This is a genomic window from Comamonas sp. JNW, assembly GCF_003105075.1.
Lineage (GTDB): Bacteria > Pseudomonadota > Gammaproteobacteria > Burkholderiales > Burkholderiaceae_C > Comamonas > Comamonas squillarum.
Genome location: NZ_QETI01000007.1, coordinates 11107 through 28329 on the forward strand (window position 1 = coordinate 11107; position 17223 = coordinate 28329).

The 17223-nt window shown below is 64.4% G+C and carries 18 protein-coding genes; 6 read left to right on the forward strand and 12 right to left on the reverse strand.

The features are described from left to right. Positions 1-35: 35 nt before the first annotated feature. From DCO45_RS11730 to DCO45_RS11740, 3 genes are all read right to left on the reverse strand, one after another. Positions 36-1934 (reverse strand): amidohydrolase, encoded by a 1899-nt coding sequence (locus DCO45_RS11730; protein ID WP_116926025.1) that lies wholly within the window; start codon positions 1932-1934, stop codon positions 36-38. Between the two features lie 73 nt (positions 1935-2007). Further along, the gene (locus DCO45_RS11735; RefSeq protein WP_116926026.1) at positions 2008-2703 is read right to left on the reverse strand and encodes a hydrolase; all 696 of its coding nucleotides are present in this window, start codon (positions 2701-2703) and stop codon (positions 2008-2010) included. Positions 2704-2766: 63 nt separating this feature from the next. After that, positions 2767-3477: a pirin family protein gene (locus DCO45_RS11740; RefSeq protein WP_116926027.1), complete on the reverse strand. Its 711-nt coding sequence runs from the start codon at positions 3475-3477 to the stop codon at positions 2767-2769. A gap of 122 nt (positions 3478-3599) precedes the next feature. On the opposite strand from DCO45_RS11740, the gene DCO45_RS11745 reads away from it, so the two are divergent. Further along, the gene (locus tag DCO45_RS11745; RefSeq protein WP_116926028.1) at positions 3600-4547 is read left to right on the forward strand and encodes a LysR family transcriptional regulator; all 948 of its coding nucleotides are present in this window, start codon (positions 3600-3602) and stop codon (positions 4545-4547) included. Here DCO45_RS11745 and DCO45_RS11750 read toward each other — a convergent pair. Then, positions 4544-5500, reverse strand: coding sequence for a DMT family transporter (locus DCO45_RS11750; RefSeq protein ID WP_116926029.1), 957 nt, complete (start codon positions 5498-5500; stop codon positions 4544-4546). The genes DCO45_RS11745 and DCO45_RS11750 overlap by 4 nt on opposite strands. 289 nt (positions 5501-5789) lie before the next feature. On the opposite strand from DCO45_RS11750, the gene DCO45_RS11755 reads away from it, so the two are divergent. Beyond that, positions 5790-6173, forward strand: coding sequence for a VOC family protein (locus DCO45_RS11755; RefSeq protein WP_116926030.1), 384 nt, complete (start codon positions 5790-5792; stop codon positions 6171-6173). A 64-nt stretch (positions 6174-6237) separates the two neighbouring features. Here the strand turns inward: DCO45_RS11755 and DCO45_RS11760 are convergent, their stop codons facing one another. Beyond that, positions 6238-7434: a multidrug effflux MFS transporter gene (locus DCO45_RS11760; protein WP_116926031.1), complete on the reverse strand. Its 1197-nt coding sequence runs from the start codon at positions 7432-7434 to the stop codon at positions 6238-6240. Positions 7435-7610: 176 nt separating this feature from the next. Further along, positions 7611-9635 carry an acetoacetate--CoA ligase gene (locus DCO45_RS11765; RefSeq protein ID WP_116926032.1) on the reverse strand — a complete coding sequence of 675 codons (2025 nt, stop codon included), beginning with the start codon at positions 9633-9635 and terminating at the stop codon, positions 7611-7613. A 747-nt stretch (positions 9636-10382) separates the two neighbouring features. On the opposite strand from DCO45_RS11765, the gene DCO45_RS11770 reads away from it, so the two are divergent. From DCO45_RS11770 to DCO45_RS11785, 4 genes are all read left to right on the forward strand, one after another. Then, positions 10383-11438 (forward strand): acyltransferase, encoded by a 1056-nt coding sequence (locus tag DCO45_RS11770; RefSeq protein ID WP_116926033.1) that lies wholly within the window; start codon positions 10383-10385, stop codon positions 11436-11438. 103 nt (positions 11439-11541) lie between these two features. After that, complete coding sequence (locus tag DCO45_RS11775; RefSeq protein ID WP_116926194.1) at positions 11542-12186, forward strand: DUF924 family protein; 645 nt, start codon at positions 11542-11544, stop codon at positions 12184-12186. A gap of 110 nt (positions 12187-12296) precedes the next feature. Continuing rightward, entirely contained in the window at positions 12297-12839 is a 543-nt protein-coding gene (locus DCO45_RS11780) for a ferritin-like domain-containing protein (protein WP_116926034.1), read from the forward strand. Positions 12840-12902: 63 nt separating this feature from the next. Then, positions 12903-13145 carry a hypothetical protein gene (locus DCO45_RS11785; protein WP_116926035.1) on the forward strand — a complete coding sequence of 81 codons (243 nt, stop codon included), beginning with the start codon at positions 12903-12905 and terminating at the stop codon, positions 13143-13145. A gap of 380 nt (positions 13146-13525) precedes the next feature. Here DCO45_RS11785 and DCO45_RS11790 read toward each other — a convergent pair whose 3' ends face one another. The 6 genes from DCO45_RS11790 to DCO45_RS11815 form a co-directional block, all read right to left on the reverse strand. Beyond that, positions 13526-13852: a DUF4148 domain-containing protein gene (locus DCO45_RS11790; protein ID WP_116926036.1), complete on the reverse strand. Its 327-nt coding sequence runs from the start codon at positions 13850-13852 to the stop codon at positions 13526-13528. Positions 13853-13991: 139 nt separating this feature from the next. Continuing rightward, positions 13992-14309: a DUF4148 domain-containing protein gene (locus tag DCO45_RS11795; protein ID WP_116926037.1), complete on the reverse strand. Its 318-nt coding sequence runs from the start codon at positions 14307-14309 to the stop codon at positions 13992-13994. Positions 14310-14680: 371 nt separating this feature from the next. Continuing rightward, positions 14681-15394 carry a tRNA-uridine aminocarboxypropyltransferase gene (locus DCO45_RS11800; RefSeq protein ID WP_232539637.1) on the reverse strand — a complete coding sequence of 238 codons (714 nt, stop codon included), beginning with the start codon at positions 15392-15394 and terminating at the stop codon, positions 14681-14683. Positions 15395-15557: 163 nt separating this feature from the next. After that, positions 15558-16169, reverse strand: a complete 612-nt coding sequence (locus DCO45_RS11805) for a class I SAM-dependent methyltransferase (RefSeq protein ID WP_116926039.1) — start codon at positions 16167-16169, stop codon at positions 15558-15560. A 103-nt stretch (positions 16170-16272) separates the two neighbouring features. Continuing rightward, a complete protein-coding gene (locus DCO45_RS11810; RefSeq protein ID WP_116926040.1) occupies positions 16273-16635 on the reverse strand; it encodes a DUF4124 domain-containing protein in 363 nt (120 codons plus the stop codon). Between the two features lie 21 nt (positions 16636-16656). Then, positions 16657-17190 carry a hypothetical protein gene (locus tag DCO45_RS11815; RefSeq protein ID WP_116926041.1) on the reverse strand — a complete coding sequence of 178 codons (534 nt, stop codon included), beginning with the start codon at positions 17188-17190 and terminating at the stop codon, positions 16657-16659. Positions 17191-17223 lie beyond the last annotated feature (33 nt).

Sequence of the window (17223 nt, forward strand, 5' to 3'; positions counted from 1 at the left end):
GGATCAGCAGAATTTGAAAAGGGGGGCAGGCTCGCTCAGGACATCCAGCAGGAGCAGCCCAGTGCACCAAAGAAGCCTTGCATGTCGGAGGCCGGTACTTGGGACGCCCAGGCATTGGCATGCTGGTGACCGTGCATGCCGCATTGGCTGCCGCAGCCGCAGCCAGCAGCCAGGCTGCGGTAGCGCGCGGGGTTCAGCGAGTTTTTGCCAGCGCCTTCGGGCTCGCCCCAGGCGCCATAGCCACCAAAGCGGCGCACGGGCGACCAGTCGGGCATCGCAGGGGGCAGGGGGTTGTCGTCATGGCGGGCAAAGCTGCCTGCGCCATACACCACCCGGCCACCTACGACGGTCAGGTCGGAGGTGAGGAAGGAGATCTCATCCTCAGGCACCTGGAAATAGTCCTTGCTCGGCACGATCAGGTCGGCAAACTGGCCCACCTGGATGCGGCCACGCGCACCTTCCTCGTTGGAGAACCAGGCCACGTTCTCGGTCCACATGCGCAGGGCGGTTTCGCGGTCCAGCAGGTTGCGCTCGGGGTACATCTGCATGCCGCCGACGGTCTTACCGGTCACCATCCAGGACAGCGACACCCATGGGTTGTACGAGGCCACGCGGGTGGCATCGGTGCCCGCAGAGACCTTGACGCCTTTTTCCAGGATTTTCTTGACCGGCGGCGTGGCTTCCATCGCCTTGTGGCCATAGCGCTCGGCAAAGTACTCGCCCTGGTAGGCCATGCGGTGCTGCACGGCAATGCCGCCGCCCAGCGCAGCGATGCGGTCGATCGAGCGGTCGGAGATGGTTTCGGCGTGGTCAAAGAACCAGTTCAGGCCGTCGATGGGTGTTTCCTGGTGCACCTTTTCGAACACATCGAGCGCGCGGCTGATGGTCTCGTCATAGGTGGCATGCAGGCGCCAGGGCCATTGGTTCTGAACCAGCACGCGCACCACATCTTCCAGCTCGGTCTCCATCTGCGGCGGCATGTCGGGGCGGGGCTGGCGAAAGTCTTCAAAGTCAGCGGCCGAGTACACCAGCATTTCGCCCGCGCCGTTGTGGCGGAAGTAGTCGTTGCCCTGCTTGTACTTGACCGACTGCGTCCACTGCAGAAAGTCGTCCTTCTCTTCCTTGGGCTTTTGCGTGAACAGGTTGTAGGCCAGGCGCACGGTGATCTGGCCTTGCTGGTTCAGTTCTTCGATGACCTGGTAGTCATCGGGGTAGTTCTGCGATCCACCACCGGCGTCGATGACACCGGTCACGCCCAGGCGGTTGAGCTCGCGCATGAAGTGGCGCGTGGAGTTGACCTGATACTCGAAGGGCAGCTTGGGGCCCTTGGCCAGGGTGGAATAGAGGATGGTGGCATTGGGCTTGGCCAGCAGCAGGCCCTGCGGGTTGCCCTGGCTGTCGCGCACAATCTCGCCGCCCGGTGGCTGGGGCGTGTCGCGGTGGTAGCCCACGGCGCGCAGCGCAGCGGCGTTGAGCAGGGCGCGGTCATACAGGTGCAGCAGGAACACGGGCGTGTCCGGCGCAATCGCATTGATCTCGGCCAGGGTCGGCAGGCGCTTTTCGACAAACTGGTGCTCGCTAAAGCCGCCCACCACGCGCACCCATTGCGGCGCCGGCGTGATCGCCACCTGCTGGCGCAGCATCTCCAGCGCATCGGCGAGCGACCGCACCCCATCCCAGCGCAGCTCCATGTTGAAGTTCAGACCGCCGCGAATCACATGGGTGTGGTTGTCGAACAGGCCGGGCAGCGCGCTGCGGCCTTGCAGGTCGATCTTGCGGGTGCCGCTGGCAGCCAGCGCCAGCACCTCGGCATCACTGCCCACCGCGACAAACTTGCCATCGCGGATGGCCACAGCGCTGGCCGTGGGCTGGGCCTTGTTCAAGGTGGTAAAGCGGCCGTTGTGAAAAATGGTGTCGGGGCTGGAGGTGGTCATGGCAGTGGCGTGCGGGGTGGGTGGTGCGGGGAGGCCAGCGGGGGGGGGGGCTACCCCACCACAAACAAGGCAATTAAACAGCGGGCTTGGGGCCGATGGTGTTGCCGTGCTGCGCACGCTCTGGGGATTTGTGCACCATCGTGTACGCATAGTCCACGCCCATGCCATAGGCACCGGAGTGTTCGCGCACGATGTCCATCACCGCGTCATAGGTCTCGCGCTTGGCCCAGTCACGTTGCCATTCCAGCAGCACCTGCTGCCAGGTGACGGGCACCACACCAGCCTGCACCATGCGCTGCATCGCCTGGTTGTGCGCTTCGAGCGAGGTGCCGCCCGAGGCATCAGCCACCATGTAGATCTCGTAGCCGGCGTCATGCATGGCGCTGAGGGCAAAGGTGGTGTTGCAGACCTCGGTCCACAGGCCCGAGACGATGATCTTCTTGTGGCCCTTGGCAACGTTGGCGGCCAGCGCATCACGCACATTCTGGTCGTCCCAGGAGTTCATCGACGTGCGCTCCAGGATGGGGTTGCTGGGGAATACGTTCAGCAGCTCTGGGTAGGTGTGGCCCGAGAAGCTGTGGGTCTCGACCGTCGTGATCGTCGTCGGCACGCCAAACACCTGGGCCGCCTTGGCCAGGCCCACCACGTTGTTCTTCAGCGTCTGGCGGTCGATGGACTGCACGCCAAAGGCCATCTGGGGCTGCTGGTCGATGAAGATCATCTGGCTGTTGGCGGGGGTCAGGACTTCGAGGAAAGATTTGTTGGTCATGGTGCGTGCTCTTGAAAGGTTAAAAAACGGGAAGGAAGCTGTCTACAAAGGATCTACAGGTGCTCAGTTCAGGGCCGGTGCATCCACCAGCACGATTTCGGTGTCTTCCGTGGCGGTGATGCGGATCGTGGTCTCGCCATGGATGGCAGCACCATCGCGGCTGGACAGCGCCACACCATTGACCGAGGCACTGCCCTTGGCAAGGACGAGGTAGCCATAGCGGTCGGCATGGTCAAAACCGTAGTCCAGGCTTTCACCGGCCTTGATCGTGGCACCCAGCACCCGGGCATTGGCACGGATGGGCAGCGCGTCGCCATCACCGTCCATGCCGCTGGCCAAGGTCACGAACTTGCCGCTGCGGTCGCCCTTGGGGAAGGGCTTGGCGCCCCAGCTGGGCTTGTCGCCTTGGCGGTCGGGCAGGATCCAGATCTGGAAGATGCGGGTCGTCGTGGACTCGAGGTTGTATTCCGAGTGGCGCACGCCGCTGCCGGCGCTCATCACCTGCACATCACCGGCTTCGGTGCGGCCTCGGTTGCCCAGGCTGTCTTCGTGGGTGATCGCACCTTCTCGGACATAGGTGATGATTTCCATGTCGGCATGGCCGTGCGGTGGGAAGCCGGTTTGCGGCGCGATGGTGTCATCGTTCCAGACCCGCAGAGCGCCCCAGTTCACGCGCTGGGCGTCACGGTAGTCGGCAAAAGAGAAGTGGTGCTTGGCATCGAGCCAACCGTGGTTGGCACCGCCCAAGCTGTCAAAGCTGCGTCGTTCAATCATGTCTTTCTCCAGGTGTTTTGTTGTCGATGAAGAAAGTGTAGGTCGCCTTGAATATGATTAAAATAGAAAATATAGAAAAGCATTCATTCCATATTTGATGTGATTGAGAAAGCGATGAAGCCATGAGCAAGCTGCCTGACCTGGAGGCCTGGGCCATTTTTGCCAAGGTCGCCGAGACCGGATCGTTCGCGCGCACCGCTGCCGAGCTGGCGCTGTCGCAGGCAACGGTATCGAAGGCCATCACGCGGCTGGAGGGCCGCATGAAGACCAGCCTGTTCCACCGCACCTCACGCCGCATGGCGCTGACCGATGCCGGCAGCAGCGCGCTGGAGCGGGCCACGCGCATCCTGCAGGAGGGCGAGGCGGTGGAGGCCGACATCACCGACCGCTCCACCAGCCTGCGCGGCCAGATCCGCATTGCCGCGCCGATGTCCTTTGGCATTGCGCGGCTGTCGCCGATCCTGCCCAAGTTCATGAAGATGCACCCGGATGTGGAGCTGAACCTGCACTTTGCTGACGAGCAGGTGGACCTGATCCGCGACCGCTTTGACCTGGCGCTGCGCATTGCCAACCTGAGCGATTCGAGCCTGATTGCGCGCACCCTGTGCAAGGTGCGCATCTTGCTGGTCGGCTCACCGGCCTATTTCGAGCGCTATGGCCACCCGGTGCACCCGCGCGATCTGGCCCAGCACAAGGGCCTGCAGTACAGCCTGGCGCGCTATGGCACCAGCTGGCGCTTTCGCCATGCGCGCCATGGCGAGTACACGCAGGTGATGCCGATACAGATGCAAGTCAACAATGCCGAGGCGCTGCAGCCCGCACTGCTGGCCGGCATGGGGCTGGCGCTGCAGCCGTCATTTCTGGTGTGGCAGGAGCTGCGCGATGGCAGCCTGCAGACCGCCATGCCGGGCTGGGAGGCCGATGTGCTGTCGCTGAACATCGTCACCCCGCCGGGCCGTACGCGGCCGGCGCGCGTGCAGGCCTTCATGGACTATGCGGCCCAGCAGTTCATGAACGAGCCCTGGGCGGAGCTGCCGCCGCAGCTGGCCGAGAACCCGCTGGCGGTTTAGCGCGCTGCCGCTGCAGCCGCCGCAGCACGCGGTGTGCGCCGGCCCCAGTTCATCACCGCGGTGCCCGCCAGCGCCATCGCGCCCCCGGCGAGCATGGGTGCATCGATCTGCTCGCCCAGCCACAGGGCCGAGCAGGCCACGCCAATCACCGGCACCAGGGTGATATAGCCCGATGCCGCGCCAGCGCCCAGTGCCTTGACGCCATCAAAGTACCAGGCGTAAGCCAGCGCGGTAGAGCCCCAGGCCAGAAACAGCAGCGCGCCCCAGGCGGACAGGCCCGCATCGAAGGCCTGGGCCATGCCCTGCGGCCCTTCGACCACCAGGCTGGCGGCCAGCAGCATCACGGCGCCAATGGTCGCAGTGACGGCGGTGGTGGACAGCGCATCGACCCCGGCCAGAATCGCCCGGCCCAGCAAGGTGTAGCTGACCCAGCAGGCCACGCAGCCCAGGATCAGCAGTTCGCCCCGGCCCAGGCCACCGGCCAGCAGCTGGGCTGGATCGCCATGCGAGATGACCAGCACCGCACCCAGCGCCGCCAGCGCCATGCCCAAGGCAATCGTGCGGTTGATGCGTTCCCGAAAGATCCAGGCAGCCAGCAGCAAGGTGAGCACCGGGTTGAGCGTGATGACCAGCGCCGCCTTGCTGGCGGGCAGGTACTGCAGGCCACTCAAAAAGCAGGCCGCGTAACCAAATACGCCTGTAGCTGCAGCGGCGGCCATGCCCAACCAGCGCTTGGGCGACCAGTGCCTGAGCCCGGCCATGCCGCCTGCCGCATACAGCCAGACCAGCAGCACCACGGCGGCCAGTACAAAACGCAGGCCCGACGCTGCCAGTGGCGGCATGTGCTGGGCCACCATGCGGCCACTGGGCCAGGACGCGCCCCAAAGCAAGGCCATGCCCATCAAACGCAGGTGTGAGGCGGCCTGTGGGCCGAGAATATTCTGTAAATTCATGTGTGGATGGTGCCTGCACCCGGCGCGCGCAACGCACGCCAGCAGGCTCGGGGCGACAATAGCGGCTGTGCGTGTTCGGTGATTGGCAGGCAGGCGACAGGTGACCAGAACCAGGGGCTAAGGACTGGCACTTGCACGGCCAGGCACTGTTGTGTGCTGGCTGCAAACCGGCCCGCGCGATGGTGGATACTGCGCGACAAGCGCCCGTTTTCAGCCGCCCGCCAGCGCCGCTATAGTGGCAGCTGCCCGATCTTTCCCCAACGTCTTACCCATCTGCAAGGAGACACCCATGTTCAGCCACATCATGCTCGGCACCAGCGATCTGGAGAAATCACGCCAGTTCTACGACGCCTTCCTCGCCGAGTTGGGCGTGCCCCCGGGTGCCGCCAACAAGAACCGCTATTTCTGGCGCGCCAATGGCGGCACCTTCAGCGTCAGCACCCCCATCAATGGCGAGGCAGCCACTATCGGCAATGGCAGCACGACTGGCTTTGCCGCCAGCAGCACCGAGCAGGTCGACCAGGCCCATGCGGTGGGCCTGGCCCATGGCGGCGTGGCCTGTGAAGACCCACCGGGCTGGCGCGGCGAAGGCCCTGCGGCCCTGTACCTGGCCTACCTGCGCGACCCCGATGGCAACAAGCTCTGCCTGGCCTACCGCCAGCCCAAGGTTTAAACCTCCAAAAGCAAAAACGCCCCGCAAGCTGCGGGGCGTTGTCGTTAGAGGTCGTTGGCAGGCATCAGACCCGGGCGCCGCGCCGGCCGCCCAAGGTGATCCAGGTCAGCAGCACGCCGCACAGCGCGCCGGTGGCCATGCCCACCACCATCGGCAGCGGTTTGCCGCTGGAGAACAGGCCCACGATCTGCATGGCGACCGCGCCGGTCAGCATCTGCAAGGTGCCCAGCAAGGCCGAGGCTGTGCCGGCAATCTGGCCATGCGCCTCCAGCGCCAGCACCGAAGTCGTGGGGATCACCAGGCCCATCAAGCCGCTGGCGACAAAGTACAGGCCAATCAACACGGCGAGCTGGTCGCCACCCACCAGGTAGTAGGCCAGCAGGCAGCACATCACCACACCGCTGGCGGTAGCGGCCAGCTTGACAACGGGCACCAGGCCAAAGCGCTTGCCCAGCATGCCGGTAAACTGCGCCGCGCCAATAAAGGCAATCGCATTGAATGCAAAGGCCATGCTGTACTGCGTGGTGCTGAGGCCGTAGTGGTTGATCAGCACAAAAGGCGAGCCGGCCAGGTAGACAAAGAAACCGGCCATCGCGCAGGCGCCGATAAACACCAGGCCCAGGTAGTGCCAGTCGCGCAGCAGCAGGCCATAGGCCTGGAGCACACCGCCCAGGCTGCTGTCCACGCCGTTGTTGGATGCGCGCGTCTCGGGCAGGCCGCGCGCCATGGCCACCATGCCGATCAGCGCGGCCACTGCCACCACCCAGAACACCATGCGCCAGCCGCCGATTGCAATCACCCCGCTGCCGGCCAGCGGCGCGAGGATGGGCGAGACGCTGAAGACCAGCATCAGCAGCGACATCATGCGCGCGGCCTCGTGGCCGGTGTGCAGATCACGCACCACCGCACGCGGAATGGCCATGCCCGCTGCCGCGCCGAGGCCCTGGATAAAGCGCAGCACCACCAGCGTGTGGATGTCCTGCGCCAGCGCGCAGCCGACGCTGGCCAGCACAAAAATCGCTAGGCCCAGGTAGAGCGGCTTCTTGCGGCCCCACATATCGGCCAGGGTGCCAAACAGCGGCTGGCCCACGCCCAGCGCCAGGAAGAAGGCCGTCAGGCTGGCTTGCACGGCCCCGACGGGCGCTTGCAGGCTGGCGCCAATCTGCGGCAGGGCCGGCAGGTACATGTCGATGGCAAAGGGGCCAATGGCGGATAGCAGGCCCAGGATAAACACCAGGCGCAGAGAAATGGATGAAGGCATACAGGTTGCAGACACGCAGGCGGGTGGCCTGCGCGTCTTCAGGAGGAGGGTCGGAGGCGAGAAGGCGCTGTGGCGCGGGCCCTGGGGCTCAGGCGCCGAGGCTGGGGGTCCCAGCCGGAGCGTCTCGATAGCTTTCCATTATCGCACCGTCCGTCCATCGCTGCAGCGCAGGGCTTTCAGCCAGCGGCCGGCTGGCTGAGCCGCGCCAGATGCTGGGCGGCAAAGGCCTCGAACCAGGGCAGGCAGCCGGGGTTGGCCATGGTCTGCGGGTTCAGCACCTTGTCCGCAGGCTGGCCCAGCAGCAGCTTTTTGATCGGCAGCTCCAGCTTTTTGCCGGTCAAGGTGCGCGGCACCTCGGACACCTGCGCGATGGTGTCGGGGATAAAGCGGGGCGACAGCGCAGTGCGTATCGCCTGCTCGATGCGGCCCTGGATGGCGGCGTCCAGCACCAGGCCCTCGCGCAGCACGACAAACAGCGGCATATAGCTGTTGCGGCCCAGGTACTCCAGGTCGATGACCATCGAATCCTGCACTTCGGGCAACGCCTCGATGGCGTTGTAGATCTCGCTGGTGCCCATGCGCAGGCCCTGGCGGTTGATGGTGGCGTCGCTGCGGCCATAGATCACGCAGCTGCCGTCGCTGTTGATCTGGATCCAGTCGCCATGGCGCCAGATGCCGGGCCAGTGGTCGAAATAACTGTCCAGGTAGCGCTGCTTGCCCGGGTCGTTCCAGAAGTACAGCGGCATTGAAGGGATAGGCCGGGTGCAGACCAGCTCGCCGACCTCGTCGCGCACGGCCTGGCCTTGTTCGTTCCATGCCTCCACCGCATGGCCCAGCCAGCGGCATTGCATGCGGCCGGGCGCCTGGGGCAGGCTGCGGTTGCCGCCGATGAAGGCGCCACAAAAATCGGTACCGCCCGAGATATTGCACCAGAACACCTCGCCGGCACCGGCTGCCTGCAGCTGGGCGCTGCCCCAGCGCTGCACCTCGGGTGCCAGCGGCGAGCCGGTGCTGCCCAAGGTGCGCACCTGCTGCAGGCCAGGGATCGCGCCCACGTCGAGGCCGGCCTTCATGCAGTTGCTGAAATAGGCGGCACCCGCACCAAAGATGCTGGTGTGGTGGCGCGCGGCAAAGCGCCACAGCACGCCCCAGTCGGGCTGGCTGCTGCTGCCGGCCGGGTGGCCGTCGAAGATGGTGATCGTGGTGCCAAACAGCAGGCCGCTGACCTGGATGTTCCACATCACCCAGCCGGTGGAGCTGTACCAGAGAAAGCGCTCGCCCGCATGGCTGTCGCTGTAGCTGGCGCCCAGGTCGTTGTGCAGCCCCGCCACATGCAAGGCCAGCAGGATGCCGCCGGTGCCATGCACGATGGGCTTGGGCAGGCCGGTGGTGCCGCTGGAGTAGACGATCCAGATCGGGTGGTCAAACGGCAGCCATTCGGGCTCGAACGCCGCGACGGCATGTGCGTCCTGGCCGGTGGTGGCCCAGTCCCAGTGGTGGCTGCCCACCGGGGCGGCGGCATAAGGGGTCTGCACGGTCAGGCAGTGCTGCACCGTGGGCAGCTCGGCCAGCAAGGACTGCACCACAGCACTGCGGTCCAGCGGCTTGCCGCCGTAGTAGACGCCATCGACGGCGATCAAGGCCTTGGGCTCGATCTGCTTGAAGCGGTCCACCACGGCGGCCACGCCCATGTCGGGGGCGCAGACGCTCCAGACCGCGCCGAGGCTGACGCAGGCCAGCATCGCGACCACGGTCTCGGGGATATTGGGCATATAGGCGGCCACGCGGTCGCCCCGGCCAATGCCCAGGCTGCGCAGCGCCACCGCCACCGAGGCCACCTGGCGCTGCAGCTCGGGCCAGGCCATCTCGCGCATCTGGCCGAGTTCGTTGTCGCTGACGATCGCCGGCACCCCGGCCTGCTGGGCCGCTGCCGTGTGGCGCAGCAGCTGGCGCGGCAGGCTGACCTGGGCGCCGCTGAACCAGCGCGCATCGGGCATGGCATCGTCGCTCAGCACCTCGGTGATCGGCGTAGGAGATTCAAGCTGGTAGTAGTCCCAGATGCTGCGCCAAAATGCGGCCAGATGCTCGACCGACCAGGCATGCATGGCCTCGTAGTCGTCAAAGTGCAGGCCATGCTGCTGGCTGAGCCATTGCGCGTAGTGCTCGATCTGGGGCAGGGGGGAGGGGGCAGAGGTGGTCATGGCAAAAGAAAAAGCGTAGCCCGAGCGTACGCAAAGCGGCGCGCGCTTGCATGGGGGTTAGCACGCAAGCTGTCACCCTGGCAGCAGGTGCGCTGTTTCTGGTCCCAGGGCCTCCGGCATCCTGATTTGCAATGTTATTTTTTGTCAGTTGCATCCCGCTTTTTACGACAGCAGGGCATCGCTAGCTGGCACAATTCGCGCCCGGGTGCTGACGGGTGCCTTTCGTTTTTTCCTACACAGCGCTTGCGGGCCCGCAGGCGATCATCGCCATGCAGGCTTGGCACAGCGTGCGAAGCAGGCAGGGGCCCCGGGCGCAGACCCAGCGGGCCAGGCAAGGCAGAGGGGATGGACGGCGAGGAGCGGGCGTGCTGGGCCACCAGGCGCAAGCGCTGCAAGGTGACTGCAAGATGGACGCATTTGCGGTGCATTGGTCACAAAATAAAGCATCCACGCCGGAACTAAATCGATAGGCTCGGGTTCTCAATCGTCGCGCCTTGGCGCATGGTTGGTATTCCCCAGCAAGCCCTGGAGAACAGCGGCCATGCGGGGATCACAAAGCCCGATGGGTCAGCTTTCGTGCCACTTGGCGCGTTAAGCACAGATGTTTAATTCCCAGCAAGCGCTGGTTGGGCAGCCTCCGGGCCTGCACCCAGGCAGCGCAACAATTGACACCAAGTCTGGGAGCGCGGCAACGGCTTTGGCCCTGCTGCGGTTAGATGGAGATCTTTGGTTTTGTCTGGATTCCGTATGAAATACAACCCTGCGCTCGATGGTATGCGCGCAGTGGCCATTGTTCTGGTGTTCCTGTCACACGCCCATGCGCCGATGTTTGACGGCGCCTTCTTCGGTGTGGACCTGTTCTTTGTGCTCAGCGGCTTTTTGATCACGTCGCTGTTGCTGAAAGAACACCAGCAATCGGGCCGGCTTGACTTCTGGCGCTTTTACAAGCGCCGCTTTTTGCGCCTGGGCCCGGCCTTGCTGCTGTTTCTGGCCGCCTACTGGCTGTTTGCGCCGCTGATCTGGCCCGGTCTCGATGATGTGAACCAGGACGTGGTGGTCTCTGCGCTGTACCTGGCCGACTACGGCATCGCCTTTTTTGACAGCCCGGACACCTTGCTGCACATGTGGTCGCTGTCGGTGGAAGAGCACTTCTACCTGGTCTGGCCGCCGCTCTTGGTGCTGCTGCTGGCGCATACCGCGCGCAAGCAGCTGTGGCGCCCGGTGCTGCTGCTGGTGGCGCTGATGTTTGTCTGGCGCGCCTACTGGGTGGTCCAGGGCCAGCACTTCTACGAAATCTTCTTCCGCTTTGACACCCGCGCCACCGGCATGCTGCTGGGCAGCGCGCTGGCCGCTGTGGCCGTGCACCGCCCCGAGTGGATGGATGCGCTGCATGCACGCCAAAAATACCTGCTGTGGCTGCTGCCGGTGCTGCCCTTTGCCGTGATTGGCTACGGGTGGGACGACGCCGGTGCGCTGCTCTGGGGCTTTGCGCTGGTGGAGCTGGTGGCCGCTGCCATCATCGTTGCCGTGAGCAAGCAAAAGGGTGTGCTGTTCGACATGCTGAGCCTGCCGGCCCTGGTCTGGGTTGGCAAGATGTCCTACGGTATCTACCTCTGGCACTACCCTGTTGTGCGCCTGCTGCGCGCCCACACCGACTGGCAGTGGGTGGTGATCCTGGGCCTGCCGATCTCGGCCGCGTTTGCCGCGCTGTCTTTCTACACCATCGAGCGCTGGGCGCTGGGTCTGCGTGACCGCTCCAGCAGCAAGCCAGTGCAGCAGCCTGCCGGCTCGCGCACCGCATAAGCGGCGGTCACCCAGAACAAAGCCGGGCCTTGCCCGGCTTTGTTGTTTCTGCAGGCTGCTGCTGCATGGTAAAAAACGGGCTTTGATTGATACAGGCTTCGCCATGACCTCAGCTTCCGCATCCCCACCTGCACCCGCACCCATCGCCTCTGCCGACGAGGTACTGCAATTCTGGTTGGGTAGCGCTCGCCCCAGCAACAGCGAGGCCTTGCAGCACAAGCAGCAATGGTTCAGCAAGTCCGATGCATTCGATGCGCGCATCCGTACGCATTTTGGCGCGACGGTGCAGGCGGCGCTCAAGGGTGATTTGCCTGGCTGGACAGAGGGCGTCTGGGATACGCTGGCCCGCATCATCGTGCTCGACCAGTTCACACGCAATATCTACCGGGGCACGCCCGAATCCTTTGCTGGCGACCCGCTGGCATTGCAGCTGGCGCTCGGCCTGTGCGACAGCGGCCAGGACCAGGCGCTGCCGGCAGTGGTGCGGGTATTTGTCTATCTGCCGCTGGAGCATGCCGAGGATGCGGCCTTGCAGCAGCGCAGTGTGGACCTGTTTGCCCAGCTGCGTGACAGCCACCCCGAGCCCGCCGAGCTGCAGACCTATCTGCAAGGCACCTGGGATTACGCGCTGCGCCACCAGGCCGTCATCACCCGCTTTGGGCGTTTTCCGCACCGCAATGCGATCTTGGGCCGCCGCAGCACCGCCGAAGAGCTGCACTATCTGGCCCAGCCCGGGGCGGGATTCTGAACTTTTAGCGCAAGCACAGTAGCCCTTGTCTCACAGACGCGGGGCTGCGGCGGGTTTACCTTGGAGGGGTACTGTTTACAAAACAACCTCCCACAAAAAAGGAAGCCACGATGCCAGATAAATCCCGCACCCCGCTGGCGCTTGATACCAAGCGTCTCGACGCCGCCAAGAAGAGCCTGGAAGAAGGCGCTGTGCTGCCCGATGACTCTCCATACCGTGAGGACATCATCCGTCTGCTCAACGATTCGCTGGCCACCGAGCTGGTCTGCATCCTGCGCTACAAGCGCCACCACTTCACCGCGACGGGCCTGGAATCGCCCGCCATTGCAGAAGAGTTCTTGGTACATGCGCAAGAAGAGCAGGCCCATGCCGACCGTATTGCGACCCGCATCGTGCAGCTGGGCGGCGAGCCCGACTTCAACCCCGACAGTCTGACGGCCCGCAGCCATGCCGACTACAACGACGACATGGACCTGCACTCGATGATCCGCTCCAACCTGGTGGCCGAGCGCGTCGCCATCGAGGCCTATACGCAGATGGTTGATCTGATCGGTGACAAGGACCACACCACGCGCCGCCTGATCGAGCAGATTCTGGAGCAGGAGCAAGAGCACGCCGATGAGCTGTCCGATTGGATGAAAAAGGCCCAATAAGGGCCACCACACCTGAACCGCAACCGAGTTGCGGTTTTTTTATGCCGATGGAGGAAAAGACGGATGACCGATACAGAAGCAACACGCAAGAATGCCAAGCACCTGCTCTACCTGATGGTCAACGAGGAGCTGCTGCGCGCGGGCGATGGTTTGGATGCGGAATCTTTGAGCCATGTGCTGGAGCGCCATGGCGTCAGCGCCGCAGAGCAGCAACCTGCCATGGACTATGCCTGCGAGCAAGGCTGGTTGCAGAAGGGCGAGAACGGCCAGCTGCAGATCACCGAAACCGGTTTTGCATTGGATTAAGAGCTGTGAGCACAGCCCAGCAAACCGGAGGTTTGCGGTTGAAGCTAGGCGTCCCCGACTAGGCGTCCCCGACTAGGCGCCGAGCCGCAGACAGTACGGTAGTACGACAAGGTGAGGAGCAGCCGGCCAGGCAACGACGTATCAAGGGTTGTGGTCGCGGCGCGAGGCGTAAAAAGACCACTGCCGGCGAACCGGCAGTGGCTACCAAGAGCACGGCCCAGACGCAACGGGACAAGGTCTGGCCGGGCTACGCACTAGATGCGTTTTTGTTGTGTGGCGGGCAGTGCCCGTCTTCATGCTGTCTCAGGCCCTGCCCAATGGCTAGGCCCTGACATCTGACCGCTCTGCCAGCGTCTGCCTTGCAGAGCGGTTTTCTTCGCTTATTCGCCGAAGGATTCGCCTTCAGGCAGGGTGCCGGCGACCAAGGCTTCATGGGCCTGCTGCTGCACTTGGGCGCGGCTGAGGCTGGAGGTGCTGCTTTCAGCACCGAAGGTGTTGATGCGGTCACCGATCACGGCCATGGCGCCATTGCGCTGGGCTTCGCTCACCTGGGCCTGCACGTCGGCGCGGGTCAGGGTGCTGTGTGCTGCTGGGTAGGCAGGGTAGTCCGAGCCATTGCCCACGGGGGCAGTGGTGGCTGCGCTGGCAGCACCGGCAAACACCAGGCCAGCGGCCATCATCAAAGCGGACATATTGCGTGCAAACATGGTTTCTCTCCACGGACCCGCGCTGCTGGCAAATCGCTGATTTGCGCTGTGAGAGCGGCGGCGTCCAAAAATAGGTTGATTCGAAATTTGGGGGCTGCGAGAGCGGACTGTGGCCCACTCTCAGCGTTCATGCCTGGGCTTATTCGCCGAAGCTTTCGCCTTCAGGCAAGGTGCCGGCAACGCGGGCGTCGTGGGCGGCTTTCACCACATCGGCGCGGGAGAGGTTGCTGCTGCCCTTTTCAAAAGCATTGGCTTGCAGCTGATCGCCCTTGAACAACAGGGTGCCGTTCTTCTGGGCTTCGACAAATTGCGCTTGCACCTCAGCGCGGCTCACGGCGCTGGTGGCAGCCACTGGGGGAGCAATCGACTGGTCGCCTTCAAAGGGATGGGCCTGGGCAACACCGGCACCCAACATCAGAGCAGCTACACCGGCGATCGAGAAAATACGTGCGTTCATTTTTAACTCCTGGAGAACTCCAGCGACTCACCATGAGGGGCTGGTTCGCTCAACGGGTGGTGCAGTGCACCTTGTGTGGTTCTCGTTGATCGATGTAGTTAGTGTATGCAGTGGCTCGCCTCCGATAAATAGCCTAAATCAGAATAGATTGTTCTGAAAAACGATCTAATGTTTTGGCGAATGCGCAATCGTCCCAGGAGGGCTTGCTACACGGTGCTTTCGTTGGAGAAGCCCGTGCGTAGGAGAATTCTGGCAAATCTGGCGTTGTGGTGTGCCCAAGGGTTTCTTGGTAAACCCTGTCAGGGTTGACGCGGGGTAGTGGCTGCCATAGCAACCAGATTAGCTATGTAGACACGACAGTGACAGCGCTGTCACAGAGGGTTTTGCAGCCGCTGGAGCTGCTGGTGCGCGGCGCTGTGCCATTCGGGCGGCAGCTGGTGCTTGGCCTGCAGGTAGTGGTGGGTGTAGATGTCCAGGTAGGTTTCCAGGGTCTGCGCGGCGCGCAGGTCGCCGGCGAGATCGAGGCAGAGGGCAGCGACCTCGGCAGTGCAGAAATGGTCATCGCGGCGCGAGCGCCGCAGCTGGTAGCGCGAGATCTGCTCGGGGTGCAGGCTGAGCACCGGAAATCGGTCCAGGTAAGGGCTCTTGCGGAACATCTTGCGCGCCTCGGGCCAGGTGGCATCGAGCAGGATAAACAGCGGCCTGCGAGCTGCACCGAGTGATGGTGGCGGCAGCTGCTGCACGGCGCGGCCGGGCTCATGCACAAACTCCTGGGGAAAGACCACATAGGGCTGCCATTGGGGATCGGCTAGCAGCGCCTCCAAGCCCGCATCCATCTCCGTGCGCGACCAGCCAAAGGCCCAGGTCTCGGCCACCACATCGGCGATTAGCCAGCCGGTGTTGCTGGGCTTGAGCGGCTCGGCATCGTGCATCAGCAGGCATATGCCCGCCGTGGTGGGCTGCGTGGGGCGCAGCGCGCAAAGGCAGTGGCTGGGGCGCAGCCGGCATCCCTCACAGCGCTCCCCCTTGGGGCCGCCTCGGGCCAGAAAAGGGCGGGTGCTGCGCTGCAGCCGCTCGGCGCGCAGGCGCGAGACGGCATGGGGGACAAGGGCACCAGCGGTGGTGGACGCGCTCGTCGTGGCGGCCTCGCTGGCAAGGGGGGAAGAGGGCAGGGATGACACGGGCGCTATTGTCCTCGCCCCGCCCAACCGAGCAGCGCAGCGGGTTTAGCGCTGCCCTTGGCGCCGCTCAGTTCTGCAACGCTTCGAGCGCAAACAGCGGCACATCGGCGCGCCGGCTCAGCCACACACCACCGCCCAGCTCGGTAAAACCCTGGGCCAGGCCACGGCGGTAGAGCTCGGCGCGGTGGCGGTAGAGGCGCGGGTCGGTCAGCTCGTCGTCGATGATGTCGCGCTCATAGTCTTCGCGCGCAACGGCTTCGACATAGAGCGCACCTTTGCTCAGCCGGCCCAGATTGGCCAGCGCCAGCTTCAGATCGGCCGGGCTCAGGTAGGGCAGCACGCCTTGGCAGATCACCAGGTCAAACGGCTGGCCATCGGCCGGCGCATAGTCCACGACCGAGCCTTGCTCCCAGCCGTAGCGCTGGCACAGGTACTCGCTGTACTCGACCCCGTGGTAGCTGGCCTGCGGAAAGTGCTGCGCAATCGCATCGCGCCACAGGCCGATGCCGCAGCCCACATCCAGCACACGCTGGACCGGCACGCGCACGTATTGCAGGTAGCTGCAGACAAAGGCACCCAGGCGCGCGGCATGCGCGGGGTCCACCACGCTGGTTTTCTTGTCGAAATAAAAGCGCTGGTAGTACGCCTCGTCAAACCATTGCTTGTCCGCTGATTGCACGCCTGTCCTTGATCGATGCCATGCAGCTCCGGTGTGCATGGCGCAGGCAGTATCGCGCAGATGGTGGCTGGGGGTAGCGCACTGCGGTATTGGCAAGGGGTGCTCAGCGCGCAATGACAGACAGGTTTTCCGGCACGATCTGCTCGAGGCTGCCTGCCGGGCAGGGGCCATCGGTGTAGATGGTCTGGCCGTTCAACTGGCATTTGCGCGGCACGGCAGCGGGCCACGCCGGGCCGGTGCCCGCCGCAGGATCGGCGCGCCGTGCCTGGCTGCGCTGCTGCTCCTCGGCGCTGGGCGGAGGCGGTGATGAGGCTTTGCGCCACAGCGTGGCGGCGGCCTGCTCGGCATCGCCGATGAGCGCCGGGCCACGCCATGCGTACACGGCGGCAGCGCAGGCCACCACCAGGGCCAGCCAGATCAGCCGGCGGTAGGCAGGGCGCAGGTACATGGTGAGGGGCACAGGCATGGGGACATGGCTGGCACTGTATCAGCCCCCTTGGTAAACGCGCAAATCGAGGTACAGCAGCAAAAACGCCAGCAGGCTGATACCCCCATTAATCCGGCGGGCCAGTGGCAGGTAGGCCGCGCTGAAATACCAGGGCCGGTGCGCGGGCAGGTGGCGCAGGATGTAGAGCAGCCCCATCTCCTGCATATTGCTGAAATGCGGCTGGCTGTCCTTCTTGAGCTTCTGGATGATGGCGGCATCGCTGACCATCACCACCGACAGCACGGTGGCGATGATGACGGCGCCCAGCAGCCACTGCTGCCAGCGCGGCGCATGCGGTCCGTTCAAGCCCAGGCTGAACCAATGGCTCAGCATCAGCACCGCCAATACCGCAAACAAGCGGTAGAAGATGGCCTGCCAGTGCGCCCGGCTGGGCTCGGTCAGCTGGCCTCGGCGCCGCGCCTCGCGGTCAATGATGCGCGCGAGCAGCCAGGCCACGCCATGAAAGCTGGCCTCCAGCAGCAGATAGATGCCTGCAGCCAGGGCCAGCAGCTGCAGCGGCTCACCCTTGGCCATGCTCAGCGCTACGGGCAGGCACGGTGGGCTGCG

Bases quoted from the DNA above. Each gene is read 5' to 3' on its own strand.
- DCO45_RS11730 (WP_116926025.1), bottom strand. From the start codon at position 1,934: ATGACCACCTCCAGCCCCGACACCATTTTTCACAACGGCCGCTTTACC.
- DCO45_RS11735 (WP_116926026.1), bottom strand. From the start codon at position 2,703: ATGACCAACAAATCTTTCCTCGAAGTCCTGACCCCCGCCAACAGCCAG.
- DCO45_RS11740 (WP_116926027.1), bottom strand. From the start codon at position 3,477: ATGATTGAACGACGCAGCTTTGACAGCTTGGGCGGTGCCAACCACGGT.
- DCO45_RS11745 (WP_116926028.1), top strand. From the start codon at position 3,600: ATGAGCAAGCTGCCTGACCTGGAGGCCTGGGCCATTTTTGCCAAGGTC.
- DCO45_RS11750 (WP_116926029.1), bottom strand. From the start codon at position 5,500: ATGAATTTACAGAATATTCTCGGCCCACAGGCCGCCTCACACCTGCGT.
- DCO45_RS11755 (WP_116926030.1), top strand. From the start codon at position 5,790: ATGTTCAGCCACATCATGCTCGGCACCAGCGATCTGGAGAAATCACGC.
- DCO45_RS11760 (WP_116926031.1), bottom strand. From the start codon at position 7,434: ATGCCTTCATCCATTTCTCTGCGCCTGGTGTTTATCCTGGGCCTGCTA.
- DCO45_RS11765 (WP_116926032.1), bottom strand. From the start codon at position 9,635: ATGACCACCTCTGCCCCCTCCCCCCTGCCCCAGATCGAGCACTACGCG.
- DCO45_RS11770 (WP_116926033.1), top strand. From the start codon at position 10,383: ATGAAATACAACCCTGCGCTCGATGGTATGCGCGCAGTGGCCATTGTT.
- DCO45_RS11775 (WP_116926194.1), top strand. From the start codon at position 11,542: ATGACCTCAGCTTCCGCATCCCCACCTGCACCCGCACCCATCGCCTCT.
- DCO45_RS11780 (WP_116926034.1), top strand. From the start codon at position 12,297: ATGCCAGATAAATCCCGCACCCCGCTGGCGCTTGATACCAAGCGTCTC.
- DCO45_RS11785 (WP_116926035.1), top strand. From the start codon at position 12,903: ATGACCGATACAGAAGCAACACGCAAGAATGCCAAGCACCTGCTCTAC.
- DCO45_RS11790 (WP_116926036.1), bottom strand. From the start codon at position 13,852: ATGTTTGCACGCAATATGTCCGCTTTGATGATGGCCGCTGGCCTGGTG.
- DCO45_RS11795 (WP_116926037.1), bottom strand. From the start codon at position 14,309: ATGAACGCACGTATTTTCTCGATCGCCGGTGTAGCTGCTCTGATGTTG.
- DCO45_RS11810 (WP_116926040.1), bottom strand. From the start codon at position 16,635: ATGCCTGTGCCCCTCACCATGTACCTGCGCCCTGCCTACCGCCGGCTG.
- DCO45_RS11815 (WP_116926041.1), bottom strand. From the start codon at position 17,190: ATGGCCAAGGGTGAGCCGCTGCAGCTGCTGGCCCTGGCTGCAGGCATC.